Source organism: Arthrobacter globiformis NBRC 12137 (assembly GCF_000238915.1).
Lineage (GTDB): Bacteria > Actinomycetota > Actinomycetes > Actinomycetales > Micrococcaceae > Arthrobacter > Arthrobacter globiformis.
Genome location: NZ_BAEG01000014.1, coordinates 14,926 through 39,280 on the forward strand (window position 1 = coordinate 14,926; position 24,355 = coordinate 39,280).

The following is a 24,355-nucleotide window of genomic DNA, read 5'->3' on the forward strand; positions in this document are numbered from 1 at the left end:
GCAATCGATCGATGCTGTGGATAACTCCAGCGGGGCGGGAGTCCTTTCTGCTCTTATGTAGCCATGAAGACCGCACGCCCGCTGTTGAATAAGTTCCAGGACCGGCCGTTCACCGTCGGTGAGGCCGGCCGCGCTGGCATTACCTCGAAGCGGCTCCGGCACCGCTCGCTCATTCCGTTGGGCAGGGGCATCCGTGCAGAAGGCCCGACGGCGGGACTCCCGGACGTGGTTGGATCTCCACCATGAGCCGGATCTGTCCTACAAGGAGTACCGGATCGGCATCGAGTATGAAGGCGAGCATCACGGTGACGAACTGCAGATTGAGCGGGACATCGCGCGGTCGGAACGGTACGTCGTTTTGAGCTGGACGGAAGTCCGCATCTCCAAGCGTCACATGTTGAATGACGGCAAGGCGGCCGTAGCCAAGGTCCGCAGCGCGCTGGTCCGGGCCGGATGGCGTCCCGGCCGTTAAACGAATGCTCCGTAACTGCCCTTCTGACGGGTCAAAAGGGCAGTTACGGAGCAATCGATGGGGGTGCTAGCCGAAGTACTTCGGCAGGGTGGCCTCGTGGGCTTCGCGGAGGGCGTCCAGCGAGAGGGTGTCCACGCCGTTGATCTCCAGCTGTCCGCTGGCTGCATCCACCACGCCGATGCGCAGATGCTCGAAGCCGCGGGCGGTGCACATGTCCTTGAAACGGACTTCCTCGGAGCGCGGCACGCTGACGACAGCGCGGCCCTGGGTCTCGGAGAACAGCGCCGTGAAGAGGTCAACGCCGTCGCGGTCCAGGACATCCTGCAGCGCGATCCGGGCACCCACGCCGTAGCGCAGCGACGATTCCACGAGGGCCGCCGCGAGGCCGCCTTCGGAGAGGTCGTGGGCCGAGTCCACCATGCCGTCGCGGGACGCGTTGATCAGGATCTCGCCCAGCGCGCGTTCGGCCTCGAGGTCAACCTTGGGAGGCAGGCCACCAAGGTGGCCGCGCAGGTTGGACCACTCCGAGCCGTCCAGCTCGGCAGCCGTGGTGCCCAGCAGGTAGATGGCTGCGCCGTCTTCCCGCCAGCCCGACGGCGTGCGGCGGGCGACGTCGTCGAGCTTGCCCAGCACTGCCACCACGGGGGAGGGATGGATCGGCGTGGTGCCGGTCTGGTTGTACAGGGAGACGTTGCCGCCGGTCACCGGGATGCCCAGCACCATGCAGGCGTCGGAGAGGCCACGGATGGCTTCGGCCAGCTGCCACATGACGTCCGGGTCCTCGGGGGAACCGAAGTTCAGGCAGTCGCTGACGGCCATCGGAACCGCGCCGGAGGTGGCCACGTTGCGGTAGGCCTCGGCCAGTGCCAGCTGGGCGCCGTGGTACGGATCAAGGTAGGTGTAGCGGCCATTGGCGTCGGTGGCCAGGGCAACGCCCAGGCCGGATTCCTCGTCCACGCGGACCACGCCGGCGTCGTCCGGGAACGCCATGGCGGTGTTGCCGCCGACGTACCGGTCGTACTGGTTGGTGATCCAGGACTTGTCGCACATGTTCGGCGAGGCAACGAGCTCGGTGACGGCTGCGGCCAGTTCCGCCGGGGCGGAGGGGCGGCCGGCGTCCTGCACGGAACCGGTGAACTTATCGGCCTGGACCGTGTCCTGCCACTCCGGACGGGCGAATGGACGGTCGTAGACCGGACCGTCATGAGCCACGGTGCGCGGGTCGACGTCGACAATGACTTCGCCTTCCCACGTGATGATCAGGCGGCCGCTGTCGGTCACCTCACCCAGCCAGGCGTATTCCACGGCCCACTTGTCCATGACGGCTTCGAAGGCCTCGACGTTCTCCGGGGTCACCACGGCCATCATGCGTTCCTGGGACTCGGACATCAGGATCTCGCCCGGAGTCAGGGTGGGGTCGCGCAGCAGGACAGAGGTCAGTTCGACGTTCATGCCGCCGTCGCCGTTGGAGGCGAGCTCGGACGTGGCGCATGAGATGCCGGCGGCACCGAGGTCCTGGATACCCTCAACCAGCGAACCCTTGAACAGTTCAAGGCAGCACTCGATCAGGACCTTCTCGGCGAACGGGTCGCCCACCTGCACAGCCGGCCGCTTGGACGGCTTGGTGTCGTCGAAGGACTCGGAGGCGAGCACGGAGGCGCCGCCGATGCCGTCGCCGCCGGTGCGGGCACCGAACAGCACCACCTTGTTGCCCTTGCCGGAGGCGTTGGCCAGGCGGATGTCCTCGTGGCGCATGACGCCCACTGCCAGGGCGTTGACCAGCGGGTTGCCCTGGTAGACGGAGTCGAAGACCATCTCGCCGCCGATGTTCGGCAGGCCGAGGGAGTTGCCGTAGCCGCCGATGCCGGCGACCGCGCCGTGCATGACGCGGGCCGTGTCCGGGTGGTCGATGGCGCCGAAGCGCAGCGGATCCATCACGGCCACGGGGCGGGCACCCATGGAGATGATGTCGCGGACGATGCCGCCGATGCCGGTGGCGGCACCCTGGTACGGCTCAACGAACGACGGCGAGTTGTGGGACTCGATCTTGAAGGTCACGGCCCAGCCGTCGCCCAGGTTGGTGACGCCGGCGTTCTCGCCGATGCCCACCAGCATGTCCTTCTTCATCTCGTCGGTCACCTTCTCGCCGAACTGGCGCAGGTGGTTCTTCGAGGACTTGTAGGAGCAGTGCTCGCTCCACATCACGGAGTACATGGCGAGTTCCGCGCCGGTCGGGCGCCGGCCCAGGACCTTGACGATCTCGTCGAACTCGTTGCGCTTCAGGCCCAGCTCGGCCCAGGGCAGCTCGGTGTCCGGCGTCTTGGCCGCGTTCTCGACGGTGTCGATGTTGAACTTCTTGGTGGTTTCCGTGGTCACTTGTCGCCTCCCACAATCTTGTTCAGTACCGAGGTGAAGAGACCGAGGCCTTCGGTGTCGGACCCGCCGATACCGTCCAGGGACTCGGGGCCGAAGCCCACTTCCACGGCGTGCTCCGGGTGCGGCATGAGGCCCACCACGTTGCCGGCGGCGTTCGAGATGCCGGCGATGTCGCGGCGGGAGCCGTTCGGGTTGAATCCCACGTAGCGAAACACCACGCGGCCCTCGGCCTCCAGGGCGTCGAGGGTCTTCTCGTCCGCGATGTACTGGCCGTCCTGGTTCTTCAGCGGCACCGTGATTTCCTGGCCCGCGGCATAGTCCCCGGTCCAGTAGGTGCTGTTGTTCTCGACGCGCAGCACCTGGTCGCGGCAGATGAACTTCAGGTGGTCGTTCTTGATCATGGAGCCGGGCAGCAAGTGCGACTCGGTCAGCAGCTGGAAGCCGTTGCAGATGCCGAGCACCGGCAGCTTGGCGTCCGAGTTGGCGGCGTCGATGATCTTGGACATCAGCGGGGCGAAGCGCGCGATGGCGCCGGCGCGCAGGTAGTCGCCGTAGGAGAATCCGCCCGGCAGGATGACGGCGTCGACGTCGCCCAGGTCGGAGTCTCCGTGCCAGAGCTCCACGGGCGTGCCGCCCGCGAGCCGGACCGCCCGGGAAGCGTCCCGGTCATCCAGGGTTCCGGGGAAAGTGACGACGCCGATCTTCGCGCCTGCCAGGCGCGGCTCGGCGGCGACGGCGACTGCCTCGCCGATCAGGGGAAGTTCAGTCATCTCAGGCCTCGACGACCTCGACGTTCACGACGTCCTCGATCACCGGGTTGGACAGCAGGGTTTCGGCGGCATCGCGGGCCTGGGCCAGGATGTCCTCGGTCACCTCGCCGTCAACGGTCAGTTCGAAACGCTTGCCCTGGCGTACAGAGCTAAAGCTGGTGAAGCCCAGGCGGGGGAGTGCACCCACGATGGCCTTCCCCTGCGGGTCCAGAATCTCGGGCTTGGGCATGACGTCGACAACGATCCGGGGCATCCGGTAACTCCTGTGCGTGTGCATTGGGTAAGGGCGCAGCGGAGTGGTGCCGTCTCACGCCATTCCTGAAGTTGCCTGCCGGTTCAAATGGCAGGGCATTCAAATGGCATGGTGTGGACGGGCGCTCCGCGAGCTTGCATGCCTATTCTACCGGCCGCGGCGCACCACTCCGTATTCGGTGCCGCGGACGTCCGGCGGACGCCGCGGGAAAGGAAGAACGACGCCGGCTCTGGCCCGCCGCGGGCGGCCTCAGTAGGATTGCGGAATGGCTGAGAAACCGAAATCTGTCCTGCTGCCGGTAATGGCCGTCGCCGTGTTCGCCGGTCTCGGGAGGATGGTGATCCAGAAGATCAGGGCGGACCGTGCCGCCCGCCAAAACGGCACTGGCCAGGCCGGGGTCGGGCGGGGGCGTGCCGGGCGGCGCGCAGCCGGGCAGGACCGGGTGGCCGGCCCGGTGGACGAGAAGACGCGCCAGTGGATCAGCGACGTGGTCCGTACGCCCCGGCAGTAGATCGCCGGCAATAGCTCCGCAATCTTTAGCTCCCCTGCGGCGGGTTCCTTTTCGGGCGCCCGCCGCTTTTTCATGCCCGTGTCGAATGCCATGACAAAAAAGTAAATTCTGGTTTGTGGCCTATGTCATATGCGGCTCTCAGTAGGTACTGTGGGGATCGGTCGACGATTGCTGGGATCGACAGGACCTGTCATCTTCACGTGTCGTTGCCGCCTGCGCCCGGCAATGTAGCCGGGGCCGTTCCTTTATGAAAGGTTCAAACCACTCGTGAAATCTGCAGGAAAAAGCTTCTTCCGAAGCCGGGGGGCCCGGAAAGCAGCGGCACTGGTTGTCGGCTTGCCTTTGCTCCTTTCGTCAGCCGGCGCGCTGCCGGCAGCCGCGGCGCCGTCGCAGCTTGCGGCCCCGGCCGCACAGCAAAAGAACGTCGACCCCAACGACTACTCCGCCGGCCGCTATATCGTGGTGCTGACCGAGAAGCCCGCCGCCACCTACGAGGGCGGCACGCCGGGCCTGCAGGCCACGAAGCCGCGGTCCGGCCGCAAGCTCGACGCCGACCGGGCAGAGGTCCGCCGGTACCAGGCCCACCTGGAGGCGAAGCAGGCCGCGCTGGCCGAACAGGAAAACGTGCAGATCCGCCGCAATTACACGGCGGCACTCAACGGCTTCACCGCCACGCTCACCGCCGACCAGGCCGTGAACCTCGCCAAGAACCCGGGGGTCCTCGCGGTGGCGCCGGACACCCAGCAGGCCCCGGACTACTCCACCACGGACTTCCTCAAGCTCAGCGGCACTAACGGCACGTGGAACAAGCAGTTCGGCGGCAAGGCGGGCGCCGGCAAGGGCGTTGTGGTGGGCATCATCGATTCCGGCTACACGCCTGGCAGCAAGTTCTTCGCGGGCCAAGACGTTGCGCCGCTCAAGGGCAATCCGCAAGTTGGCGTTCCCTACCGCACCGCCGGCGGCAGCATCGCGATGCTGAAGGCAGACGGCAGCACCTTCGAGGGCGAGTGCCAGAAGGGTGAAAAGTTCAACGGAACGGCCTGCAACTCCAAGGTTCTCAGTGCCAGGTACTTCTCCGACGCCTTCGAGGATTCCGTGGCCACGCAGGACCGGGCGCCTGAGGAGCTCATTTCGCCCGTGGACGTGGGAAGTCACGGCACCCACACGGCAAGCACCGCCGCCGGCAACGCCGACGTCGAGACCTTCGTCGACGGCCGCAGCTTCGGCCTGACCGGCGGCATCGCACCGGCAGCCAAGCTCTCCATCTACAAGATCTGCTGGGAGGACAACGACCCCAACACCGGCGGCTGCTACACCTCGTCCGCCGTGGACGCCATCAACCAGGCCGTACTCGACGGTGTGGACGTCCTGAACTATTCGATCTCGGGCACCACCTCCACCACCACGGACCCGGTGTCCATGGCATTCCTGTCCGCCGCCTCGGCCGGCATCTTCGTGGCCACCTCCGCGGGCAACTCCGGCCCTGAAGCCAGCACAGTGAACCACGGCGAGCCATGGGTCACCACCGTTGCGGCCAGCAGCTTCTCCCAGGAACTGCAGGGCACTGTCGAGTTCTCCGACGGCAGCAAGTTCCGCGGCGCCAGCATCATGAACCGTGAAGTTGCCGGCGCAGGCATTGTGCTCGCCGCCAATGCAGCATCCGGACAGGCCGCCGATCCTGCGCTGTGCGCCCCCGGCTCACTCGATCCGGCCAAGATCGCCGGCAAGGTGGTGGTCTGCGACCGCGGCGTCTACGACCGGGTGGCCAAGAGTGCCGAGGTTGCGCGGGGCGGCGGCGTGGGCATGATCCTCGTCAACCTGGCGGCATCATCGCTCGATGCCGACAAGCACTCCGTCCCCACAGTGCACCTGAATCCGCCTGCCACGGAAACCATCAAGGCCAAGGTGGCGGCGAACCCGGCCATCACGGTATCCCTGATCAACAAGGACACCACGGGACTGCCCGCCGAGGCGCAGCCGCAAATTGCCGGCTTCTCCTCCCGAGGACCGCTCCTCGCCACCGATTCGGACCTGCTGAAGCCCGATGTCGCCGCACCCGGCGTGGCTGTCCTGGCCGGTGTTTCGCCGATCGGCGCCGGCGGCGACGAATTCGGTTTCATGTCCGGGACGTCGATGGCGTCACCCCACGTGGCCGGCTTCGGTGCCCTCATCCTGGGCAAGAACCCCACCTGGTCCCCTGCCGCCGTGAAGTCTGCCATGATGACCACCGCCGGCGACGTCAAGCTCGCGGACGGCAGCAAGAACACGGACGTGCTGGCCACCGGCGCAGGGCAGGTCGATCCCGCCCGCGTCCTGGATCCGGGGCTCGTGTACGAGGCCAGCACCGACGACTACCTGCGGTTCATCCAGGGAACCGGCGTCGACCTCGGCATGCCCGGCCTCGGCAGCACGCGGCCCCGTGACATGAACGTCCCGTCCTTCTCGCTCGGGAACCTGGCCGGCAGGATCGAGGTCACCCGCACGGTGACGGCACTGGCGCCGGGCGTCTACAGCGCCAAGGCCAGCGTGCCCGGGGTGAAGGTGACGGTCACGCCGTCGGTCCTGTCCTTCGCCGCAGCCGGCGAGAAGCGCACGTTCAAAGTGGCCTTTGAAAACCAAAGCGCCACGCTGGGTCAGTTCGCCGCCGGTTCGCTGACGTGGCAGGGGGCCGGAAAGACCGTGACATCACCGATCGCGGTCCGGCCGCAGTCGGTGGTGGCTCCCAAGAACATTTCGTTCACCTCCCAAGGTGCCAATGGTTCCGGGAACATCAGCATCGTCTCGGGTTCGAACTCGCCCACGAACGTGACGCTGGACGGCCTGTCGAAGGCGGACTCCTCGGCCATCGAACTCGTCCCCGGGCCGTTCCGTTATGAGGCGGATGCCTCCAACTTCGTCAAGACCGTGGAAGTTCCGGCCGGCGTGCCGCTGGCCAAGCTGTCCGTGATTTCCGCTGATGAGAACGCCGACTTCGACATGGTGGTCATCACCCCGGACGGTCAGGGAATCGTCGCCGCCACGGCCTCAGCGAGCGAGTCGGTCTCGATTCCGAACCCTGCCGCGGGCACCTACCGGATGTTCGTGAACCTCTATGACAGTCCCGGCCAACAGGCAACCAAGGCCTCCGTGGATGCTGCGGTCCTGGGAGCAAACGAGGGCAACGCCACCGTGACGCCTGATCCGGTCCGCCTTGTGAACGGGCTCGGCGGGAAGCTTGCCCTCACCTGGAAGAACCTGGCTCCCGGCTCCTATATCGGACGGATCACCTTCGACGGGGCCAGTTCCCCGACGTTCGTGAACGTTGTGGTGGCGGAGGGCGGCGCCGTCGCGGTTGCACCGGCTTCGGAAGATCCGAAGAAAAAGAAGGAACAGGGGAAGGTCCAGAACGAGGACCTGACGCGGTCACCGGATAACTCCATCTAGGAAGGTCCCGGAACCGGGCTCCCGAAAGGACCCCACACCGAAGGCCGGCGGGCGTGGCACACAATGCCAGGGTCCCGCCGGCCTTCGCTGCATTTGGCTGGAGTCTTTGTACAGACAAGGGGCGCTAATCGCCCCGCAAGTGACGATAGGTGGACAAAAACTCTTCGTGGACGGCGCGTTGGGAAGCTCGCAAAGTCCTGGCAGCTCAGATGGCGCCCGTGGACCCGGCCACTCCGCCCAGCAGCGGGGACAGCGCCCGCCAGCGCGCAATTTCACAGCCGTCCGTCAGGGAAAACCGGGAGTTCACGGCGCGGCCGTTGAAGGTGCCGGTGACCACCGCAACCTGGGGGCCGCCGTACTGCTGGGTGCACAGCTTGGGCGGGCCGGGTTCGGGGAAAAAGATCCGTTCGCCGAAGCGGCCGACGGCGGCAATCGCCGCCGCCGGATCCGGCAGTGTCGATTCCACCACCTGGCCGGAACGGCTGACGAGGGCAAAGACGTGTTCCGGGCCGCCGGGCGAGTGGGTGAGGATGACGGTCAGTTCGACGTCCGGGTCCGGAGTCAGGCCGGGGTCCCGTGGCGGGGAGGCAGGTGTGTCGCTCACCGTTCGTCCTCCGTCCCGAGGCTGTCGAGGAGCGGTGCGAGGGCGGCCATCAGCCGGCCGCGCAGCTTCTGGGCCTCGGCCGAGAAGGCCCGCTGCTGCTCCACATAAGCCGCCTTGCCGTCGGGGGTCTCAATCGGAATGGCCGGGTAGCCCCAGTCTGTGAGGTCATAGGGGGAGGCCTGCATGTCCATGGCCCGTACCCGCCACGACAGCTCGAAGCAGTCCATCACGAGTTCGCTCGGCAGGGCCGGCGAGAGCTTGTACGCCCACTTGTAGAGGTCCATGTTGGCGTGCAGGCACCCGGGCTGCTCCATGGTGCGCTGGTTCTCCCGGCTGGGCGACAGCTCGTTCAGGGGCACGGCGTCGGGTGTGTAGAACCGGAACGCGTCGAAGTGGGAGCAGCGGATCCTGTTGTCCTCAACCACCTTGTCCGTGCCCGCGCCGCCCAGCCGCAGCTTGAGGTACTCGTGGCGCAGCTCGAACTTCTCCTGCCGGTAGACCATGGCCCACTCATGCAGGCCGAAGCAGCCGAACTGCGCGGGCCGCGCGGCTGTTCCGGCCAGGATGATCCGGGCAAACAGGAGCGCGTCGCGCCGTTCGGCCAGGAATGCCTCCCGATCGAACGCCACCGCGGTGCTGCCCGCCGGGAGGCCCACGCTGGCAAGCTCACCGCCGTCGAGCGCTGTGTAGTATTTCCAGTCCCTGCGGGCGGCAGCCTCCGTCCCGGAGAGGACCACGCCGTCCCCGGGATGCCAGCGCAGCAGCTGGCCTGGCTTTTGCGTGTAGTACGTGAAGAGGAAGTCCTCCACGGGATGCTTCCGTCCCGCGGAGCGCCGGGCAAGGTAGGGATCGGCGTAGCGGCGCACCCTGCGCACGTGGGCGGTTTCCCGTTCCCTCCAGTCGGCGGGGGAGAGGACCCTGGCAACGGGGATCGTCAAAGCAGTGCCTGCCACAGTGCTAAAGCGCCCCGCCTGCAGCGCCGAGGATGTCCTTGGCGGCGTTCCAGGCACCGATCTGGCAGCCGTCCCGCAGGGCGAAGGAGGTCTCCACCGGGGTGCCATTGACTTCGCCGGTCACGGTGGCCACCTGCGGCCCGCCGTACTGCTGCGTGCAGGAGATGCCCTTGGGCGGAGCAGCGGGGTTCACGATGGCTGCATTGTTCTTCAGAGCCGTGCAGCCTGCGGCAGCGTTGGGGTGCTGGCTTTCCGCCATCGGCGCGCCGTCTTTGCAGACCAGCGTGTAGTTGACGGCCTTGCCGTCCTTGGACGCTTTGACAGTGATGGACAGTTCGGCATCGCCGGCGCCGGGGCCGGACGGCAGGGGAGAAGCGGCAGGGGGTGCGGGCGCTGGGACTGTCGTTTCGGCGTCGGGCGGTGTAGAGCCGGGCGCCGGGGTACTGGGGGTGCCGGGGGTTCCAGTGCCCGGAGTCTGGGTGCCGGGGGTTTCGGTGCCCGGGGATTCGGTCCCCGGCGAGCCGGTGGTGGTCCCGGGGGTGGCTGAAGGCTGGCCGGGTCCGGTGCTCGGGGTGCAGGCCGCGAGACCGCCCGTCGCCGCGAGGGCGAGCAGCACAGAAATCAGTTGCTTGCGCATGCCGGGTCTCCTCAAGTTTTTCCCATTCTACCGTCGGGGCCCCGGGCCGTCCGGTACAGGCGGATAACGGTACCCGGCAATTGCTAACGGAAGGGTATCGATTCTTGCGGGCGTCCGCGGTATCTTTCTGACATCAACGGGTGCGCGGCATAACCACATAGTGATGACGCCCATGGGGGGCAGAGCGTCCAGTTCGTGGGACCGAAGGTCTACAGGTCCTGAACCAAGGAAGGCATCCCCCATGATCCCTCAGCAATCCACTACCCGCCCCGGACATAGCAGAAGGCTGCCGGCCATCTTCGCCGTGGCCCTTGCCATGGTCATTGGCCAGGGCCTCGCCGGTCCAACGGCGGCGGCTCCTGCACCTGCATCGGCGCAGCCAGCCGGTGCCCAGCCTGCGGCCGCGCAGCCGGCGGCGTCCCCGCTCGACGACGGCCACTACATCGTGATGCTCAAGGACAAACCGCTGGCCACATACTCCGGCGGCGTCCCTGGCATCCCCGGCACGGCCGTGCCGAAGGGGAAGAAGCTGAACCCCTCCGGCCCCAACTCGCGCAAGTACGATGCCCACCTGAAGGCCAAGCAGCGGGAGGCCGCAGCGTCCACGGGCGTGACCATCAACAGGAGCTACACCCTGGCTCTCAACGCCTTCAGCGCAGTTCTCTCCGCCGCCCAGGCGAAGGCGCTCGCCGGTGACACCGACGTGCTGGCCGTGGTCCCGGACAGCATCCGCAAGCCGGATTACTCAAGCACGGACTTCCTCGGACTGCCCGGCGGCGACGGCGTGTGGGACCAGCAGTTCGGCGGCAAAGATGAAGCGGGCAAGGGCATCGTGGTCGGCATGCTGGACACCGGCTACACGCCCGACAACCCGTTCTTCGCCGGGGACACCGTCGATCCGCTGTCCGGCACCCCGGACGTGGGCGTGCCATACCGCCTCCAGGGCAACGTGATCGCCATGCGCAAGGCCAACGGCGGGACCTTCGTGGGCGACTGCGTGGCCGGCGACGCGTTCGACGGCACGGAATGCAACAGCAAGGTCATCGGCGCCAGGTTCTACGACAAGGCGTACAAGGCAGCGGTTCCTCCGGAATTCCGGTCACCCAGTGAGAAGTTCTCGCCGCTGGACGTAAACGGCCACGGATCCCACACCGGCAGCACCGCGGCCGGAAACGCCGACGTCACCCAGACGGCAGGCGGGCGCGACTTCGGCAAGAGCTCAGGCGTTGCGCCGGCGGCCAAGATTGCCGTCTACAAGGTCTGCTGGGAAGGCGCCGTTCCGGAGGCCACCGGGTGCGTTGAATCAGACATTCTCAACGCTATCCAGGATGCCGTCCTCGACGGCGTCGACGTGCTGAACTTCTCCATCTCGGGAAACAACAACTCCACAGTCGATGCCGTTTCCCTTGCGTTCCTTAACGCCGCGGCCGCAGGCATCTTCGTGGCTGCGTCCGCCGGCAACTCCGGCCCGACTGCCTCGACCGTCAACCACGCCGGCCCCTGGATCACCAGCGTGGCAGCCTCGACATTCGACAACACGCTCCGCGGAACCGCTGAACTGTCGGACGGAAGCAAGTTCGCCGGTGCCAGCGTCATGAGCAGCGAGGTGGACGCCAAGCCGATCGTGCTGGCCGTGGACGTGAAGGCGGCCGCGGCCCTGGCTACGGATGCGGCGCTATGCGCGCCGAACTCCCTGGACCCGGCAAAAACTGCAGACAAGATCGTGGTCTGCGACCGCGGTGTTGTGGCACGCGTTGACAAGAGCGCCGAGGTTGAGCGCGCCGGCGGCGTGGGCATGGTTCTGGTCAACCTGACGCCCGGCTCGCTCGACGCCGATCTGCACAGCGTGCCCACGGTCCACGTAGACGACCCGAAGATCAAGGACCTGGTAGCGGCGACCCCGGGCATGACGGCAAACCTCAAGGCGACCGACACCACGGGGGCCGAACCCCCGCCCGTGCCGCAGATTGCGGAATTCTCCTCACGGGGGCCCACCCTGGCAGCAGACGGGGACCTGCTCAAGCCTGACGTGACGGCTCCGGGTGTGGCAGTGCTGGCCGCCGTTTCGCCGGTCGGCTTCAACGGCGAGGACTTCGGTTTCCTGTCCGGCACGTCCATGGCGTCGCCGCACATCGCCGGCTCTGGTGCGCTGCTCCTGGGCAAGAACCCGCAGTGGTCCCCGGCGGCCGTGAAATCCGCCATCATGACCACGGCCTATGACCTGGTCAACGCGACCGGCACCGACGTGCATGACGTCTTTGCCCAAGGCGCCGGCCACGTCGATCCGGCCCGGTTCGACTCCCCGGGGCTCGTTTACGACGCCGGCATCGGAGACTGGATGGGCTTCCTCCAGGGACAGGGAATCGACCTTGGTGTCGCCCCCATCGCAGCCAAGGACGTCAACCTCCCCTCGGTGGCACTGGGCGCCATGTCCGGCAGCCAGACCGTCACGCGGTCGGTCACGGCGGTGACGGCGGGAACCTACCGGGCAGCGATCACCCTTCCAGGCATCACCGCCACCGTCAGCCCGGCAGAAGTGACGCTGGCCGAGGGTGAAAGCGCCACGTTCACGATTACGTTCACCACCGCAGGGGCGCCGCTGAACGCATACTCCACCGGATCCCTGACGTGGACGTCGGGCGACAACACCGTCCGGTCACCGGTGGCGGTGCGGCCGGTGGCATAGCGCCGCTGATCTGGGAGCGCCGCTGACCTGGGGGCGGACGACGCCGGGACTCACCGCTTGTGGTGGGTCCCGGCGTCGTGCTTCTCCCGGCCTAGCGCCGGGCGGGGCGGCGAACAGGGACCCAGATCGTTAGTGCACGAATCGTTCGGTATCATTGGTAGTGGCACTAGTCTCGAAATGGAGTGGATACCGTGGCAAAAGAGAACGGCGCGCAGCGGTTCATGCGGGCAACCGGCAAGCTCAGGGCGGTTTTTGGACCCGCCAACAGGAGTTCGCTGGTCCACGACATGACCGAGGAGAACCGCAAACTGCTCGCCCAGCGTGAGGCCGAGACGCAGCAGTGGGAAACGGTCACGCGCCCGGACGGCAGCACATACGTTGTGCCCCGCAACCCCGACGATAAGTCCCTGCGCTAGCAGCCGCTGGATCATTTCGCCGGTCGGACTACTGCCGGCCGGGTTCTTTTTCGGGGTCCCGGCGTAAAATAAGGGCACTGGCAACCCGAAGGGCAGACGCTCTGACGCCTTCAAGCAGGGAAGGGGGTGGGACTTGTGGCACATGTGCTCAGTGGCTTTATGAACCTGACGGACAGGCTCCGGTTCGTATTCGGCCCTGCCGCCGTAGGCGATTCAGCTGCGCCGGTGGTTCACCTGCATGACGATTATGAGCATGCTTCCGAAGATGATTTGGCCCAGTTCGAAGTCGAGACCGACTCGGACGGGCACCACTATGCTGTCCGTAAGAGCGACCTGGAAAAGTGACAGCGCCTTTATTCAAGCCGAAGAAGCCCGGTGCGTGAACGCACCGGGCTTCTTTCTGCGCTGGCTATGTCAGCGCTGCCTCTGACTCGCTGTCTCTGACGGCGCTGGGGCAGGCGGCCTAGCGGCCGGTGCCGCCGTAGACGGTGGCAACAGCTTCGCTGTCCAGGTCGAATGCCTTGTGGATGGCGCGGACAGCGTCATCGAGCAGGTCAGCGTGGGTCACCACGGAAATGCGGATTTCCGAAGTGGAGATCATGTTGATGTTGATGCCTGCGGCGGACAGGGCCTTGAAGAACGTGGCCGAAACGCCCGGGTGGGAGCGCATGCCGGCGCCGATCAGTGACAGCTTGCCGATCTGCTCGTTGTACTCGATGCTTTCGAAACCGATCTCGGCCTGCGCGGCACGGAGGGCGGCAAGGGCATCGGCGCCCTCGACGATGGGCAGCGTGAAGGAGATGTCGGTCCTGCCGGTGCCGTGCGTGGAAACGTTCTGGACGATCATGTCAATGTTCGAGTGCGCGTCCGCGATGACCTGGAAGATCGCGGCAGCCTTGCCGGGGATGTCCGGAACACCGACGACGGTGACCTTTGCTTCCGAGCGGTCGTGTGCAACACCGGAGATGATTGGCTGCTCCAAGGCAACTCCCTCTTGAGTCGTGATCTTGTCATCGGCGCCGGGCAGGACCCAGGTGCCTTCGTTCTGGCTGAATGAGGAACGGACGTGCAGCGGCACGCCGAACCGCCGGGCATATTCGACGCACCGGAGGTGGAGGATCTTGGCGCCGGAGGCGGCCAGCTCCAGCATCTCCTCGCTGGAGATGCGGTCGATTTTCTGCGCTGACGGAACGACGCGGGGGTCCGCGGTGTAGATGCCGTCAACGTCGGTGTAGATCTCGCAGACGTCTGCCTCGAGGGCGGCGGCGAGGGCCACCGCCGTAGTGTCCGAACCGCCACGGCCGAGGGTGGTGATCTCGTTGGTGGAGCGGCTCATGCCCTGGAAACCGGCGACGATGGCAATGTGCCCCTTGTCCAGGGCAGTGCGGATGCGGTGCGGGTCGACGTCGATGATCCGGGCTTTGCCGTGGATTCCGTCCGTGATCATGCCGGCCTGGGAACCCGTGAAGGATTGCGCGGACGCACCGAACTTGTTGATGGCCATGGCCAGCAGGGCCATGGAGATGCGCTCACCGGCGGAGAGGAGCATGTCCATCTCGCGGGCCGGGGCTGAGTCGGTGACCTGGGCGGCTAGGTCAAGGAGCTCGTCGGTGGTGTCACCCATGGCGGAGACGACGACGACGACTTCGTTGCCGGCCTTCTGGGCGTCGACCACGCGCCGGGCCACGCGCTTGATGCCGTCAGCGTCAGCCACCGAGGAGCCGCCGAACTTCTGCACAATGAGCTGCGTGGTGACAGCAGCATCTGCGGGCAGCTCCTGCGGCTGCGGTTCGGTTTTCACATCGGTACTGGGCATACTCATGCGTGCACCCTCACTGGATCAAATTGGAGTTCTGGAGGCCAGGCGGCCTTGTGGCACGGCGGCCTACCCAGTTTATCGCTGTGGTCCGCCCGCTGTGGAATTGTGACCCTTACTGTCAGCTGAGGGCATTCCGGCGGCCCTCGAAGGCCCTGCCCAGGGTGACTTCATCCGCGTACTCAAGGTCGCCGCCCACGGGCAGCCCGGACGCGAGACGGGTGACCGCGATCCCGATGGACTGCAGCATGCGCGCCAGATAGGTGGCGGTGGCCTCACCCTCAAGATTCGGGTCGGTGGCGATGATGATCTCCTGGACGGCGCCGTCACTGAGCCGGTTGAGGAGCTCGCGGATCCGGAGCTGCTCCGGGCCGACGCCGGCAATGGGGTTGATGGCGCCTCCGAGCACGTGGTAACGGCCCCGGAATGAGCGGGTGCGCTCCACGGCCAGCACGTCCTTGGACTCCTCCACGACGCAGATGACGGCGGGATCCCGCCTCGGATCCCGGCAAATGTTGCACAGTTCCTGCTCGGTCACGTTGCCGCACGCGGCGCAGAACTTGACCCGCTCCTTGACGGTGGTGATGGCCTCCACCAGCCGCTTCATGTCCTGGGGGTCTGCCTCCAGGATGTGGAACGCCAAGCGCTGCGCGGACTTCGGTCCCACACCGGGAAGGCGTCCGAGCTCGTCGATCAGCTCCTGAACTGCACCCTCGTACACTTTTTCCTCGATTGCTTGGTTGAAAGATGGCCGGTGCCACCAGACGGGGCACCGGGACGTCGCGGGGCGGCCTGCCCGGCCCCCGGGTCCTCGCCTCGGGCGGGAGCCGCTTCAGGGCCGGTGCCGCCGGCTAGAACCGGGGCATCAGGGGGCTGCCGTCCAGCGACCGTTCTTCGATGAGCTTTCCGCCCAGAATACGCTCGACGGCGGCACGGCCAAAGACGCCCGACTCCTCAATGGTTTCGTCATCCGCGCTGGGGATGTCCTGCACGTATTGTGCCGGTTCCTCGAGGCTCCGCGCTGGCGCCTTGGCCCGGCCTGCCTCGGCCTCCGGGCTGTTGGAGAGCCTCTGGTAGAGGCTCAGCTTGCCTCTGGCGGGAGTCTCCGGTGCAGGTGCCGGTGCGGTGGCACGGGCAGCCGCAACCGAGGGTCCCGCCTGGACTGACGGTCCCGCATTAACTGCTGGTCCTGGCTGGACTGCTGGTCCGGGCTGGACTGCGGGTCCGGGGCCGGGTGCGAATACGGGAACCCGGACCGGGACGGCGTCGGCGGCTGCAGTCACGGCGGGTGGGCGGACGCCCTGGGTGGTGGGTGCACCGTAATCGTGGCTGGCAGCTGCCGGGGCGGATGCCATGGCGTAGGCGCGCTCGAGCTCAGAGGCGCCGCGCTCGGCAGTTTCCGGTCCGTTCTCAGCAGGGGCGCTCCAACCCGGGGCGCCATCACCCGGGGCGCCATCACCCGGGGCGCTCCAACCCGGCTCAGATCCACCCTGCTCAGGTTCACCCTGCACAGTTCCAGCCGGCGCAGTTCCACCCGGCCCGGTGGACGGCTGGCCTTCGGTGACGGGACCGCCAGGGTGCGGCGGCTGGGCGGCGGCCGGCGGGTACACCGGTGCGGCCGACCCGGTTGACTCCTCGTCGCGCCCATTGGCAGCTGCTCCGGGGTATTTGCCCACATTGCTTTCGGAAGCGAGAGCCCACACGCCAGGTGTCTGCTCGACAGCGCGGGACCACGGATCAGCCGAAGTGTCCGGAGCAGGCTGGCGCTGCGCCTGTGCCGGCGCGGCAGTATTTGCAGGGGTCTGCGCAGCCGACGGTGCGGACCTGACAGGCCGGGTTACTTCCGGCGCCTGAATCTTCGGCGACTGTATCTCGGGCCCCGTTATCTCCGGTGCAGGCGATGGCGCAGGGCTGCTCTGCCACCGGCGCGACGGCTCCCAATCCATGGGAGGCTCTTCTTCCAGCGGAGGTGCGTCCTCGTCGAGCGGAGGGCCCCAGTCGTCATCCGGATAGGAATAGTCGCCGGCGTGCTGCTGCGGCCCACGGGCAACGGGGCCGTGTGATGCCGCCGGTTCCGTGGCCGCCGGCTGTGCGACGGGTTGCCGGGACGACACGGACGGTGCATGGCCGGATGCCCCAGCAGCGCTTCCGACGCCGACAGGCACGGCGGGGGCAGCGGGTGCGGTGGTGGTTGATGTGCCAGCAGCGCCTCCGATGCCGGCGGGTGCTTCGATGTCCGACCGGGGCGCCGTGATGGTTGGTCCGGACCCCAGCGGCGCGGAAACCGCCGGGGCCTCCGGCGAAGAGGGAAGGACATGCCCGGCGGCGGGCGCGGTGGCCGAATCCGGCGACTCCGGAGCCGCGCCTGTTGCAGCAGGGCGGGCCGCGGCGGGCTCCGGCTGCCCGGGGCCACCAGCGGGTGCCAGGCCCCAATCTGCGTCGGTGGTGGTAGCCGGAATGTCCCGGCTAGTAGGCGCTTTTGGGTTTGGCTCAGAGCTCGCTGAGCTGCCGGCGCCTGCCACGGCGGTGATCTGGCAGTCGATGCCGATGGTTTTGTGGATGGCCTGGCGCAGATTCTCGGAGTGGTCGGCCCTGCCGAAGGCTCCGGCCAGCCCGGAGGTGGTGAAGATGAGCGTCAGGACCTGGCCGTCAAACTGGCCGACCTGGGCATTGGGCTCCACGAGCGCCCATGTGCTCCGCTTGATTCTTGCCAGGGTCTGCAGGACCTCGGGCCAGGCGCGGCGGAGTACCTCCACGTCGGCATGCCCACCGGCCGGGGCTGCACCGGCAGAGGCTGTGCTCGAAGGGGCTGTGTTCGACGGGGCTTGGGCGCGGGACTGCGGAGCGGGGGCCGAAGGTGCCGCCTGCGCCGCCACCGGCTCGGGGCTTGGGGCCTGTTGGCGCTGGGCCGGTTCAGGCCGCGGGGCGGACTCCGGTGCCTGCGAAGCCGCGGGACGCTGTGGCACGGACTCCCGGCCCTGGCCGTCGGGTGACTCCGGCGCCGGGCGGCGGTCGCGTGCGGCGGCGTCATCCATGGGCCAGTCACCCGTGGTGATCCGCGGTGCTGCCAGGGCTTCCCGTCCGGGTGCGTCCTGTGCCGCTGGTGCGTCCTGGATGCTGGGTGGGCCCACCCGCGGCCCGCTCTGCGCCGGAGCCTGGGCCGGAGCCGGAGCGGGCGGCGTTGGCGTGGACGCCGGAGCCGCCTCTGCCGGGGCAGGCGAAACCGGTGAAGCCGCAGCGGGAGCAGGGGCCGACGTGGCAGCAGGGGAAACAGCGGGCCCGGCTGCGGCAGGCGCCGGCACGGCCGGCGCACCCGCGGCGGGAGCACCGGCGTCGGACCCTCCATAGTTCAGGCGCCGCTCCACGCGGTCGATCCTGGCGGCGATGCCGCGTTCGGTCTGCTCGGAACTGGGCAGCAGGATGCGGGCGCAGAGCAGTTCCAGGTGCAGCCGCGGCGACGTGGCACCCGTCATCTCTGTCAGCGCGGTGTTCGTGACGTCGGCGGCGCGGGACAGCTCGGCTGCGCCGAGATTGTGTGCCTGGCTTTGCATCCGTGCGATCTGGTCGGCCGGCATGCCGCGGAGGATGGCCTGTGCGCTTTCCGGCATGGCCTGCACGATGATGAGGTCGCGGAAGCGTTCGAGGAGATCCTCCACGAAGCGGCGGGGGTCGTGCCCCGTCTGGATGACGCGGTCCACGGCGCGGAAGACCGTGGCAGCATCGGAAGCGGCGATGGCCTCGACGACGTCGTCCAGTAGCGAGGCGTGTGTGTACCCGAGGAGTGCCACGGCGAGTTCGTAATCGAGGCCATTGGGTCCGGCGCCTGCCATGAGCTGGTCCAGCACGGACAGCGAGTCCCGCACGGACCCCGCACCCGCACGGATCACCAGCGACAGCACGCCGGGGGCCACCGGGACGTTTTCCTGCTGGCAGAGCTGCTCGAGGTAGGCCATGAGCGGTTCCGGCGGTACGAGCCGGAAGGGGTAGTGGTGCGTGCGGGAGCGGATGGTTCCGATGACCTTGTCCGGCTCGGTGGTGGCGAAGATGAACTTGATGTGTTCCGGCGGCTCTTCGACGATTTTCAGCAGGGCGTTGAAGCCCGCCGAGGTGACCATGTGGGCTTCGTCAATGATGAAGATCTTGTAGCGGTCCCGCACCGGAGCGTAGGTGGCGCGTTCCCGGAGGTCGCGGGCGTCATCCACGCCGCCGTGGCTGGCGGCGTCGATCTCGATGACGTCGAGGGAGCCGGCGCCGCCGCGGGCGAGTTCGACGCAGCTGGGGCAGACGCCGCACGGGGTGTCCGTGGGGCCCTTCGCGCAGTTGAGGCAACGCGCCAGGATGCGCGCAGAGGTGGTCTTGCCGCAGCCGCGCGGGCCGGAGAAAAGGTAGGCGTGGTTCACACGGTTCTTGCGCAGCGCCGTCATCAGCGGCTCCGTGACGTGTTCCTGCCCGATAACGTCCGCGAACGAGTCCGGGCGGTACCTGCGGTAAAGGGCAGTTGTAACAGTCACAGGGAAAACCTACCTATAGGGACTGACATTAAATAAGAGACCCCTCATGCACCCGCCAGAGCCCATCTACCCTTGCTACCTTCCGGTCCTGGGGGAGTTCAACAGGATGACGCCACATGAGGGGCCGTCAGATACTTTACCCGAACTTTGGGCGTGGCTCGAATCGGCTCCGGTGGGGCGGTGGCGGGTGCCGCCGTCGTCTTAGCGGTGCCCGTTCACGGGCCAGCTCATGAACGCCGGCTCCTCGTAGGGGTGGGCCCGCCGCAATCCCTGCACAACGGCGTCGAGCACGTCCGCTTCCACGATGCACTCGATCCGGATTTCGGAAACCTCCTCTGGCTCGCCGGCGGTGCCGATGTAGGGGCGGGCTCCGGGCAAGGGGGTAAACCGTCCAGTGCCCGGCGACGTGAAGGAGCAGTGTGAGTAGTCACCCAGCCTGCCTGCGCCGGCATCTCCAATGGCGGTGAGCACCGCCTCGGCATGGGATTCGGGGACGTAAACCACGAGTGAATGCAGCTGGACCATGGCACCATTTTCGGCCGATTGGGAGATGCCGGAAAGTTCAGGTATTCTAGTATCTGCTTTTGGTTCAAGAGCAGCTGGAGAATTCGCCTAGCGGCCTATGGCGCACGCCTGGAACGCGTGTTGGGTTAACGCCCTCGGGGGTTCAAATCCCCCATTCTCCGCCATCGGAAAACCCGGTTCTGACATTGTCAGGGCCGGGTTTTCTGTTTCCTGCGTTGAGTACGGGCGGGGTTAGGTTACGCCCAGCCTCTGGAGCCGTTCGCGCGCGGCTAGCTGGCTGGGGCTGGCCGGGCCCAGTGCGCTGCGTACGACGGCGAGAGTCACCCTGGCGGCCGCCCTCACCGGCAGCGGCAGGGGGCCCAGCCGGGCAGTGCGCAGCCCAAGCAGCCGGCGGTAGCCAGGCTCCAAGCTCAGGACGGCGGCCTCGAAAAGCACTCGGTAACCCGGTTTCAGCAGCGGATGCAGGGGCGGATTCCTGATGAAGGCGACTGTTTCGGCCACCCGTTCGTCGCAGCGAAGAGTGCCTCCGCCGAGCCATTCCCCAAGCTCCCGGTTGAGGGCGGCCTTGCTCTCTGGCGGAAACTCCACGCCCATGAGCCTGCCCGCCTGAGCCCATTCGCGCACGTAGGCATCCGGGCCTCCCGGGATGGGGCCGCCCCACAGCTCATGAGCGCGGAGGAACGAATCCGTGAACGTGATGTGCACCCAGCGGAGCAGTTCAGGATCGTTGGCGGAGTACTGCCGGACGTTGCCGCCGCCGTCGACGTACTCGCCGTTGACGGACTCATGCAGCCGGCCCACCCTGCCCGTTGCCGCCTGGGCTTCAGCCGTGGATCCGTACGTGAGGGCGTGGATCCACGCCGTGGTCCGGGCCAGCCTGCCCAGCGTATCCTCGCGGAAATTCGAATGGTCGTGGACGCCGGCGAGGACTGCGGGGTGCAGTGTCTGCATCAGCAGGGACCGGATGCCGCCAACGATGGTCGCCACGCCGCCATGGACGGCCCAGACCGCAGAGCCGGGGAGGAAATACCCGGGGTCGTCACCCTGGGCAAACTTCCGGGACCAGTCCGGCAGCGCATCCGGGCTGCCTGTCAGCGTGCGCTTCAGTTCCGCCTGCCATTCCGTCAGGAAAGTACCCATGTTTCATTCTCGCGCGCCAAGGCCGGCCGGTTAAGCCTATGACACTGCACGCGCTGGCCCCCCAGTTTTAGGGGTACCGCCCTGCTTTGGCCTGTGGCCACAATGGAGGACACGCTCGTCGAGATAGGAGTTTGGCGGGTACTGAACCAGGAGAATTCTGTGGCAAATAATGGGGGACACAAGCACGCACCGGGGGTGACCGGCCCGGGACGGACCGCCCTGCGGAGCCTATCCGCGGCGGTGGTTGTCGGCTTCTCCGTCTTTTCCTTCGGGTTCCAGGGGCCCGCCGCCACGATCCAGCAGCCCGTGGGTGCTGCCGTCCCGGTTGCTCCTCCCTCGGGAGTTGTCGGGCCGGAGCTCCTTGATCCAGACACCACCCCGCCCGGGTACCCGATCAGCGGCTCCGGCATCGCCGCCCCGGCGAAGGCTCCCACCGGACGCACCGTGTCGAATACCGCCGTCAAGGCAACCAAGACGGGCACCCCCAAATCTCCCGGTGTGGCTTCCAGCGCGCTGAAGCGGCCCGGGGCGGGCTTCCTCATGGCACCCCTGGAGGTGCTGACTCCCAGTTCCCCGTTCGGCCTGCGGCACAGCCCGATCACCGGCGAAGCTGGAGAGTTTCACTGGGGCCAGGACTACGCCGCCGCCTGCGGCACCCGCGTCTACGCTGCCGACGCCGGCGTGGTCCGGGCTGCCGGATGGCATCCCTGGGGCGGCGGCAACAGGGTGGAAATTGACCACGGCAATGGCCTGATCACCACGTACAACCACCTGCAGGGCATCGCCGTCGAAAAGGGCGACCATGTGCGGGTAGGCGAGATCATTGCGGAGGTGGGCACCACCGGATCCTCCACGGGCTGCCACCTGCATTTCGAGGTGATCAAGGACGGTCAGCATCAGGACCCGATGAAGTGGACCCTGCTGCCCATCCGGCAGACCGACCAGCTGACACCTGCCGTATATACCAGCTACGAAGGCGGCGCCGCCAACACGTACGCGTGGGCCATCCCCAACATTCCCGGCAACAGCGGGCCGGGCAACACTGACGACGGCCTGACGCCGGTCACCGCAGCCGCCGTGGCTAACCCGCGCAGCGGTCCGTCAGCCTCGGCGGGAACCACCCTGGTTGCCAGCTCGTCGACCTCCGGTTCCACCTCGTCCCGTCCAGCGACCTCCAGCCCGACGGCGACTCCGACTGTTACGGCAAGCCCCAAGCCGACGTCGCCGAAGCCTCCCGCGCCGGCCAAGCCCAAGCCCACCCCGACGCCGACCCCCACCCCGACGCCGACCCCCACCCCCACCCCGACGCCGACCCCCACCCCGACACCCACCACGCCGCCGGCGGACCCGGCTCCGGCTGACCCGGCTCCCACCACGCCGCCGGCGGAGCCAGCGCCCACCGAGTCCGTGCCGCCGGCACCCACCGAGCCGGTCGAACCCTCCGCGCCGATCACGAGTTCCACACCTGCCCCTACGGATGTTGCCCCCGTCGAGCCCGCTCCGGCGCCTGTGCCGGATCCGGTCCCCACTCCGGCGGACCCCGTAACCACGGTTCCGGCCGCGCCGGCACCGGCGCCAGTTCCCACGTCGGAACCGGCAACCGCGACTTCGCCAAGCGCCGCACCAACCGGGGATGCCGCCGCGGCACCAGCGAATGCCACAGCAGAAGCTGTTCCGACAGCGGAGTCCACGGCGGCGCCCTAAACGGTGGCGGGCAGCCGACGTCGGGCTGTCCGCTCACCGGGAACGCCACGTGGTGAGGAGGTCCAGGGAATGCAACAGAGGCCAAAGCCGTTGTCATTAAAGACAGCCATGCACCCGGCGAGAGAGCACGATGTGACTTTCCTCCAAAAGATTCCGCCGACACCCGACGGAACGCACCCGGGTTTCGGCTGCCCTCCGGGCGATGCAGTGCCGGCGGCGGATGCGTCCGCCGACGACGGCTGTACAGGCTGTACCGGTAAGCCGGGCACTTTCCGGAAGAGCATTCCGCCCGGAACTGTCCGGGGGAGTTCCCCCTGCTTCTCTGCGGCGAAGCTGCCGGGCGCATAGCCCACTGTCCGTCAGGTTCGGCGGAATGCGGCAAACCCAACAATGCGGCAACTAATGGAGCGGTCATCGGGTGATGACCGAGCGAGGAAACGAAAGCGAGGAAGGTAGCCTGAAAGCAGTGGCGGTGTTGTAATTTTTCAACATGCCAACTCCCGTTTCCCCCTAGTTCGCTTTTTATCTGGTTGGATGGAACGTACTGAGAGGGACACAGGAGGCGCCCGCTTCCTAACTACCGCGAAGGCAGCAATGGAGCTCATCGAGGCCGAGCATCCCCGGCCACGCCATTTTCTACTCCACCTGAGTGACACCCATCTGTTGGGAGGTCCGGACCCCCTCTACGGCGCAGTTGACAGCGAAGCCCGCCTGATCCAGCTCTTCGATGAGGTTCAGGCCTCCGGCGCGCGCCCGGAAGCCGTAATTTTCACCGGCGACCTGGCGGACAAGGGCGACCCCGAGGCCTATGCCAAGCTCCGCGCTGTCGTGGAGCCCGCATGCCGGGACCTCGGCGCCCAGGTCATCTGGGCCATGGGCAATCACGACAACCGCGCCAACTTCCGCGCGGGCCTGTTCGACCAGCACGGCAACGACGACCCCGTCGACCACAGCTACTACGTCAACGGGCTGCGGGTCATCACCATGGACACGTCCGTGCCCGGATACCACCACGGCGAACTCAGCGACAACCAACTGGACTGGCTCGCCGGGCAGCTGGAGACCCCCGCGCCGGACGGCACGATCCTGGCCCTGCACCATCCGCCGGTTCCGTCGGTGCTGGACCTGTCGGTGCTGGTGGAGCTCCGCGACCAAGCGTCCCTGGCGGCCGTGGTGCGCAACTCGGATGTGCGCAGCATCCTTGCCGGCCACCTGCATTACTCCACGACGGCGAGCTTCGCCGGCATCCCTGTGTCCGTGGCCTCGGCGACGTGCTACACCCAGGACCTGAACGTTCCGGTAGGCGGCACGCGCGGCCGCGACGGCGGACAGGCCTTCAACCTGGTGCACGTTTATGAGCACACGGTGGTGCATTCAGTGGTGCCGCTGGGCGCAACTCCGACTGTGGGCGAGTATGTCAGCCCGGAGGAAACGGAACGGCGCCTGGCAGCAGCCGGAATCCGCATCCCGGAAGGGGCCAAACGCCCGATGCTCACGCGGAAATAGAGGGCTCACGCGGAAGCAGCGTCAGTACACACGGAAACCCCGCCGGAGCCTG

Annotated in this window: 19 protein-coding genes, 1 tRNA gene and 1 other RNA gene; 9 read left to right on the forward strand and 12 right to left on the reverse strand. The window is 67.3% G+C overall.

Features of this window, described 5'->3' with window-relative positions; all coding sequences use genetic code 11:
• The first annotated feature begins 193 nt into the window (after positions 1-193).
• A complete protein-coding gene (locus tag ARGLB_RS02230; RefSeq protein WP_003798427.1) occupies positions 194-472 on the forward strand; it encodes a putative endonuclease domain-containing protein in 279 nt (92 codons plus the stop codon).
• A 66-nt stretch (positions 473-538) separates the two neighbouring features.
• Here ARGLB_RS02230 and purL read toward each other — a convergent pair whose 3' ends face one another.
• From purL to purS, 3 genes are read right to left on the reverse strand one after another with little or no spacing between them, the layout of a single operon-like run.
• Complete coding sequence (gene purL / locus ARGLB_RS02235) at positions 539-2,848, reverse strand: phosphoribosylformylglycinamidine synthase subunit PurL (protein WP_003798429.1); 2,310 nt, start codon at positions 2,846-2,848, stop codon at positions 539-541.
• Positions 2,845-3,618 carry a phosphoribosylformylglycinamidine synthase subunit PurQ gene (gene purQ, locus ARGLB_RS02240; RefSeq protein ID WP_003798431.1) on the reverse strand — a complete coding sequence of 258 codons (774 nt, stop codon included), beginning with the start codon at positions 3,616-3,618 and terminating at the stop codon, positions 2,845-2,847. The genes purL and purQ overlap by 4 nt, the downstream gene beginning before the upstream one ends.
• A 1-nt stretch (position 3,619) precedes the next feature.
• Complete coding sequence (purS, locus tag ARGLB_RS02245; protein ID WP_003798434.1) at positions 3,620-3,871, reverse strand: phosphoribosylformylglycinamidine synthase subunit PurS; 252 nt, start codon at positions 3,869-3,871, stop codon at positions 3,620-3,622.
• Between the two features lie 265 nt (positions 3,872-4,136).
• Here purS and ARGLB_RS02250 point away from each other — a divergent pair, with 265 nt between their 5' ends.
• Together ARGLB_RS02250 and ARGLB_RS24265 are read left to right on the forward strand one after the other, a co-directional pair.
• A complete protein-coding gene (locus tag ARGLB_RS02250) occupies positions 4,137-4,382 on the forward strand; it encodes a hypothetical protein (protein WP_003798436.1) in 246 nt (81 codons plus the stop codon).
• Between the two features lie 267 nt (positions 4,383-4,649).
• Complete coding sequence (locus ARGLB_RS24265) at positions 4,650-7,805, forward strand: S8 family serine peptidase (protein WP_444541681.1); 3,156 nt, start codon at positions 4,650-4,652, stop codon at positions 7,803-7,805.
• Positions 7,806-8,010: 205 nt separating this feature from the next.
• Here ARGLB_RS24265 and ARGLB_RS02260 read toward each other — a convergent pair whose 3' ends face one another.
• From ARGLB_RS02260 to ARGLB_RS24270, 3 genes are read right to left on the reverse strand one after another with little or no spacing between them, the layout of a single operon-like run.
• Positions 8,011-8,409 (reverse strand): hypothetical protein, encoded by a 399-nt coding sequence (locus ARGLB_RS02260; RefSeq protein WP_003798441.1) that lies wholly within the window; start codon positions 8,407-8,409, stop codon positions 8,011-8,013.
• The gene (locus tag ARGLB_RS02265) at positions 8,406-9,362 is read right to left on the reverse strand and encodes a hypothetical protein (protein WP_003798443.1); all 957 of its coding nucleotides are present in this window, start codon (positions 9,360-9,362) and stop codon (positions 8,406-8,408) included. The genes ARGLB_RS02260 and ARGLB_RS02265 overlap by 4 nt, the downstream gene beginning before the upstream one ends.
• Positions 9,363-9,366: 4 nt before the next feature.
• Complete coding sequence (locus tag ARGLB_RS24270) at positions 9,367-9,999, reverse strand: SSI family serine proteinase inhibitor (protein ID WP_003798445.1); 633 nt, start codon at positions 9,997-9,999, stop codon at positions 9,367-9,369.
• 241 nt (positions 10,000-10,240) lie between these two features.
• On the opposite strand from ARGLB_RS24270, the gene ARGLB_RS02275 reads away from it, so the two are divergent.
• From ARGLB_RS02275 to ARGLB_RS02285, 3 genes are all read left to right on the forward strand, one after another.
• The gene (locus ARGLB_RS02275) at positions 10,241-12,685 is read left to right on the forward strand and encodes a S8 family peptidase (protein WP_003798446.1); all 2,445 of its coding nucleotides are present in this window, start codon (positions 10,241-10,243) and stop codon (positions 12,683-12,685) included.
• Positions 12,686-12,906: 221 nt separating this feature from the next.
• Positions 12,907-13,101, forward strand: a complete 195-nt coding sequence (locus ARGLB_RS02280) for a hypothetical protein (RefSeq protein ID WP_373279082.1) — start codon at positions 12,907-12,909, stop codon at positions 13,099-13,101.
• Between the two features lie 159 nt (positions 13,102-13,260).
• On the forward strand, positions 13,261-13,446 hold the full coding sequence (locus ARGLB_RS02285) for a hypothetical protein (RefSeq protein ID WP_245531457.1): 186 nt from the start codon (positions 13,261-13,263) through the stop codon (positions 13,444-13,446).
• Positions 13,447-13,564: 118 nt separating this feature from the next.
• Here the strand turns inward: ARGLB_RS02285 and ARGLB_RS02290 are convergent, their stop codons facing one another.
• The 5 genes from ARGLB_RS02290 to ARGLB_RS02305 all read right to left on the reverse strand — a co-directional run bounded on the left by ARGLB_RS02290 (position 13,565) and on the right by ARGLB_RS02305 (position 19,953).
• A complete protein-coding gene (locus tag ARGLB_RS02290; protein WP_003798452.1) occupies positions 13,565-14,923 on the reverse strand; it encodes an aspartate kinase in 1,359 nt (452 codons plus the stop codon).
• Positions 14,924-15,038: 115 nt separating this feature from the next.
• Positions 15,039-15,638 carry a recombination mediator RecR gene (recR, locus tag ARGLB_RS02295; RefSeq protein WP_003798454.1) on the reverse strand — a complete coding sequence of 200 codons (600 nt, stop codon included), beginning with the start codon at positions 15,636-15,638 and terminating at the stop codon, positions 15,039-15,041.
• A 130-nt stretch (positions 15,639-15,768) separates the two neighbouring features.
• The gene (locus tag ARGLB_RS02300; RefSeq protein ID WP_003798456.1) at positions 15,769-19,428 is read right to left on the reverse strand and encodes a DNA polymerase III subunit gamma and tau; all 3,660 of its coding nucleotides are present in this window, start codon (positions 19,426-19,428) and stop codon (positions 15,769-15,771) included.
• A 32-nt stretch (positions 19,429-19,460) separates the two neighbouring features.
• Positions 19,461-19,557, reverse strand: an RNA gene (gene ffs / locus ARGLB_RS22600) — signal recognition particle sRNA small type.
• A 72-nt stretch (positions 19,558-19,629) separates the two neighbouring features.
• The gene (locus tag ARGLB_RS02305; protein ID WP_003798458.1) at positions 19,630-19,953 is read right to left on the reverse strand and encodes a YqfO family protein; all 324 of its coding nucleotides are present in this window, start codon (positions 19,951-19,953) and stop codon (positions 19,630-19,632) included.
• 76 nt (positions 19,954-20,029) lie between these two features.
• On the opposite strand from ARGLB_RS02305, the gene ARGLB_RS02310 reads away from it, so the two are divergent.
• Positions 20,030-20,117, forward strand: a tRNA-Ser gene (locus ARGLB_RS02310).
• A gap of 67 nt (positions 20,118-20,184) precedes the next feature.
• Here ARGLB_RS02310 and ARGLB_RS02315 read toward each other — a convergent pair.
• On the reverse strand, positions 20,185-21,093 hold the full coding sequence (locus tag ARGLB_RS02315) for an oxygenase MpaB family protein (protein WP_003798460.1): 909 nt from the start codon (positions 21,091-21,093) through the stop codon (positions 20,185-20,187).
• Positions 21,094-21,252: 159 nt separating this feature from the next.
• Between ARGLB_RS02315 and ARGLB_RS02320 the strand changes: the two genes are divergently transcribed.
• Together ARGLB_RS02320 and ARGLB_RS02325 are read left to right on the forward strand one after the other, a co-directional pair.
• Positions 21,253-22,797: a M23 family metallopeptidase gene (locus ARGLB_RS02320; RefSeq protein ID WP_003798462.1), complete on the forward strand. Its 1,545-nt coding sequence runs from the start codon at positions 21,253-21,255 to the stop codon at positions 22,795-22,797.
• Between the two features lie 594 nt (positions 22,798-23,391).
• Positions 23,392-24,303 (forward strand): phosphodiesterase, encoded by a 912-nt coding sequence (locus tag ARGLB_RS02325; protein WP_003798464.1) that lies wholly within the window; start codon positions 23,392-23,394, stop codon positions 24,301-24,303.
• Positions 24,304-24,355: the final 52 nt, after the last annotated feature.

What these genes read in the sequence shown, in the direction of transcription:
- ARGLB_RS02275 (WP_003798446.1), top strand. Translation starts at nt 10,241, where the DNA reads ATGATCCCTCAGCAATCCACTACCCGCCCCGGACATAGCAGAAGGCTG.
- purQ (WP_003798431.1), bottom strand. Translation starts at nt 3,618, where the DNA reads ATGACTGAACTTCCCCTGATCGGCGAGGCAGTCGCCGTCGCCGCCGAG.
- ARGLB_RS02315 (WP_003798460.1), bottom strand. Translation starts at nt 21,093, where the DNA reads ATGGGTACTTTCCTGACGGAATGGCAGGCGGAACTGAAGCGCACGCTG.
- ARGLB_RS02305 (WP_003798458.1), bottom strand. Translation starts at nt 19,953, where the DNA reads ATGGTCCAGCTGCATTCACTCGTGGTTTACGTCCCCGAATCCCATGCC.
- ARGLB_RS02325 (WP_003798464.1), top strand. Translation starts at nt 23,392, where the DNA reads ATGGAGCTCATCGAGGCCGAGCATCCCCGGCCACGCCATTTTCTACTC.
- ARGLB_RS24270 (WP_003798445.1), bottom strand. Translation starts at nt 9,999, where the DNA reads ATGCGCAAGCAACTGATTTCTGTGCTGCTCGCCCTCGCGGCGACGGGC.
- purS (WP_003798434.1), bottom strand. Translation starts at nt 3,871, where the DNA reads ATGCCCCGGATCGTTGTCGACGTCATGCCCAAGCCCGAGATTCTGGAC.
- ARGLB_RS02250 (WP_003798436.1), top strand. Translation starts at nt 4,137, where the DNA reads ATGGCTGAGAAACCGAAATCTGTCCTGCTGCCGGTAATGGCCGTCGCC.
- ARGLB_RS02290 (WP_003798452.1), bottom strand. Translation starts at nt 14,923, where the DNA reads ATGAGTATGCCCAGTACCGATGTGAAAACCGAACCGCAGCCGCAGGAG.
- ARGLB_RS02285 (WP_245531457.1), top strand. Translation starts at nt 13,261, where the DNA reads ATGAACCTGACGGACAGGCTCCGGTTCGTATTCGGCCCTGCCGCCGTA.
- ARGLB_RS02280 (WP_373279082.1), top strand. Translation starts at nt 12,907, where the DNA reads ATGCGGGCAACCGGCAAGCTCAGGGCGGTTTTTGGACCCGCCAACAGG.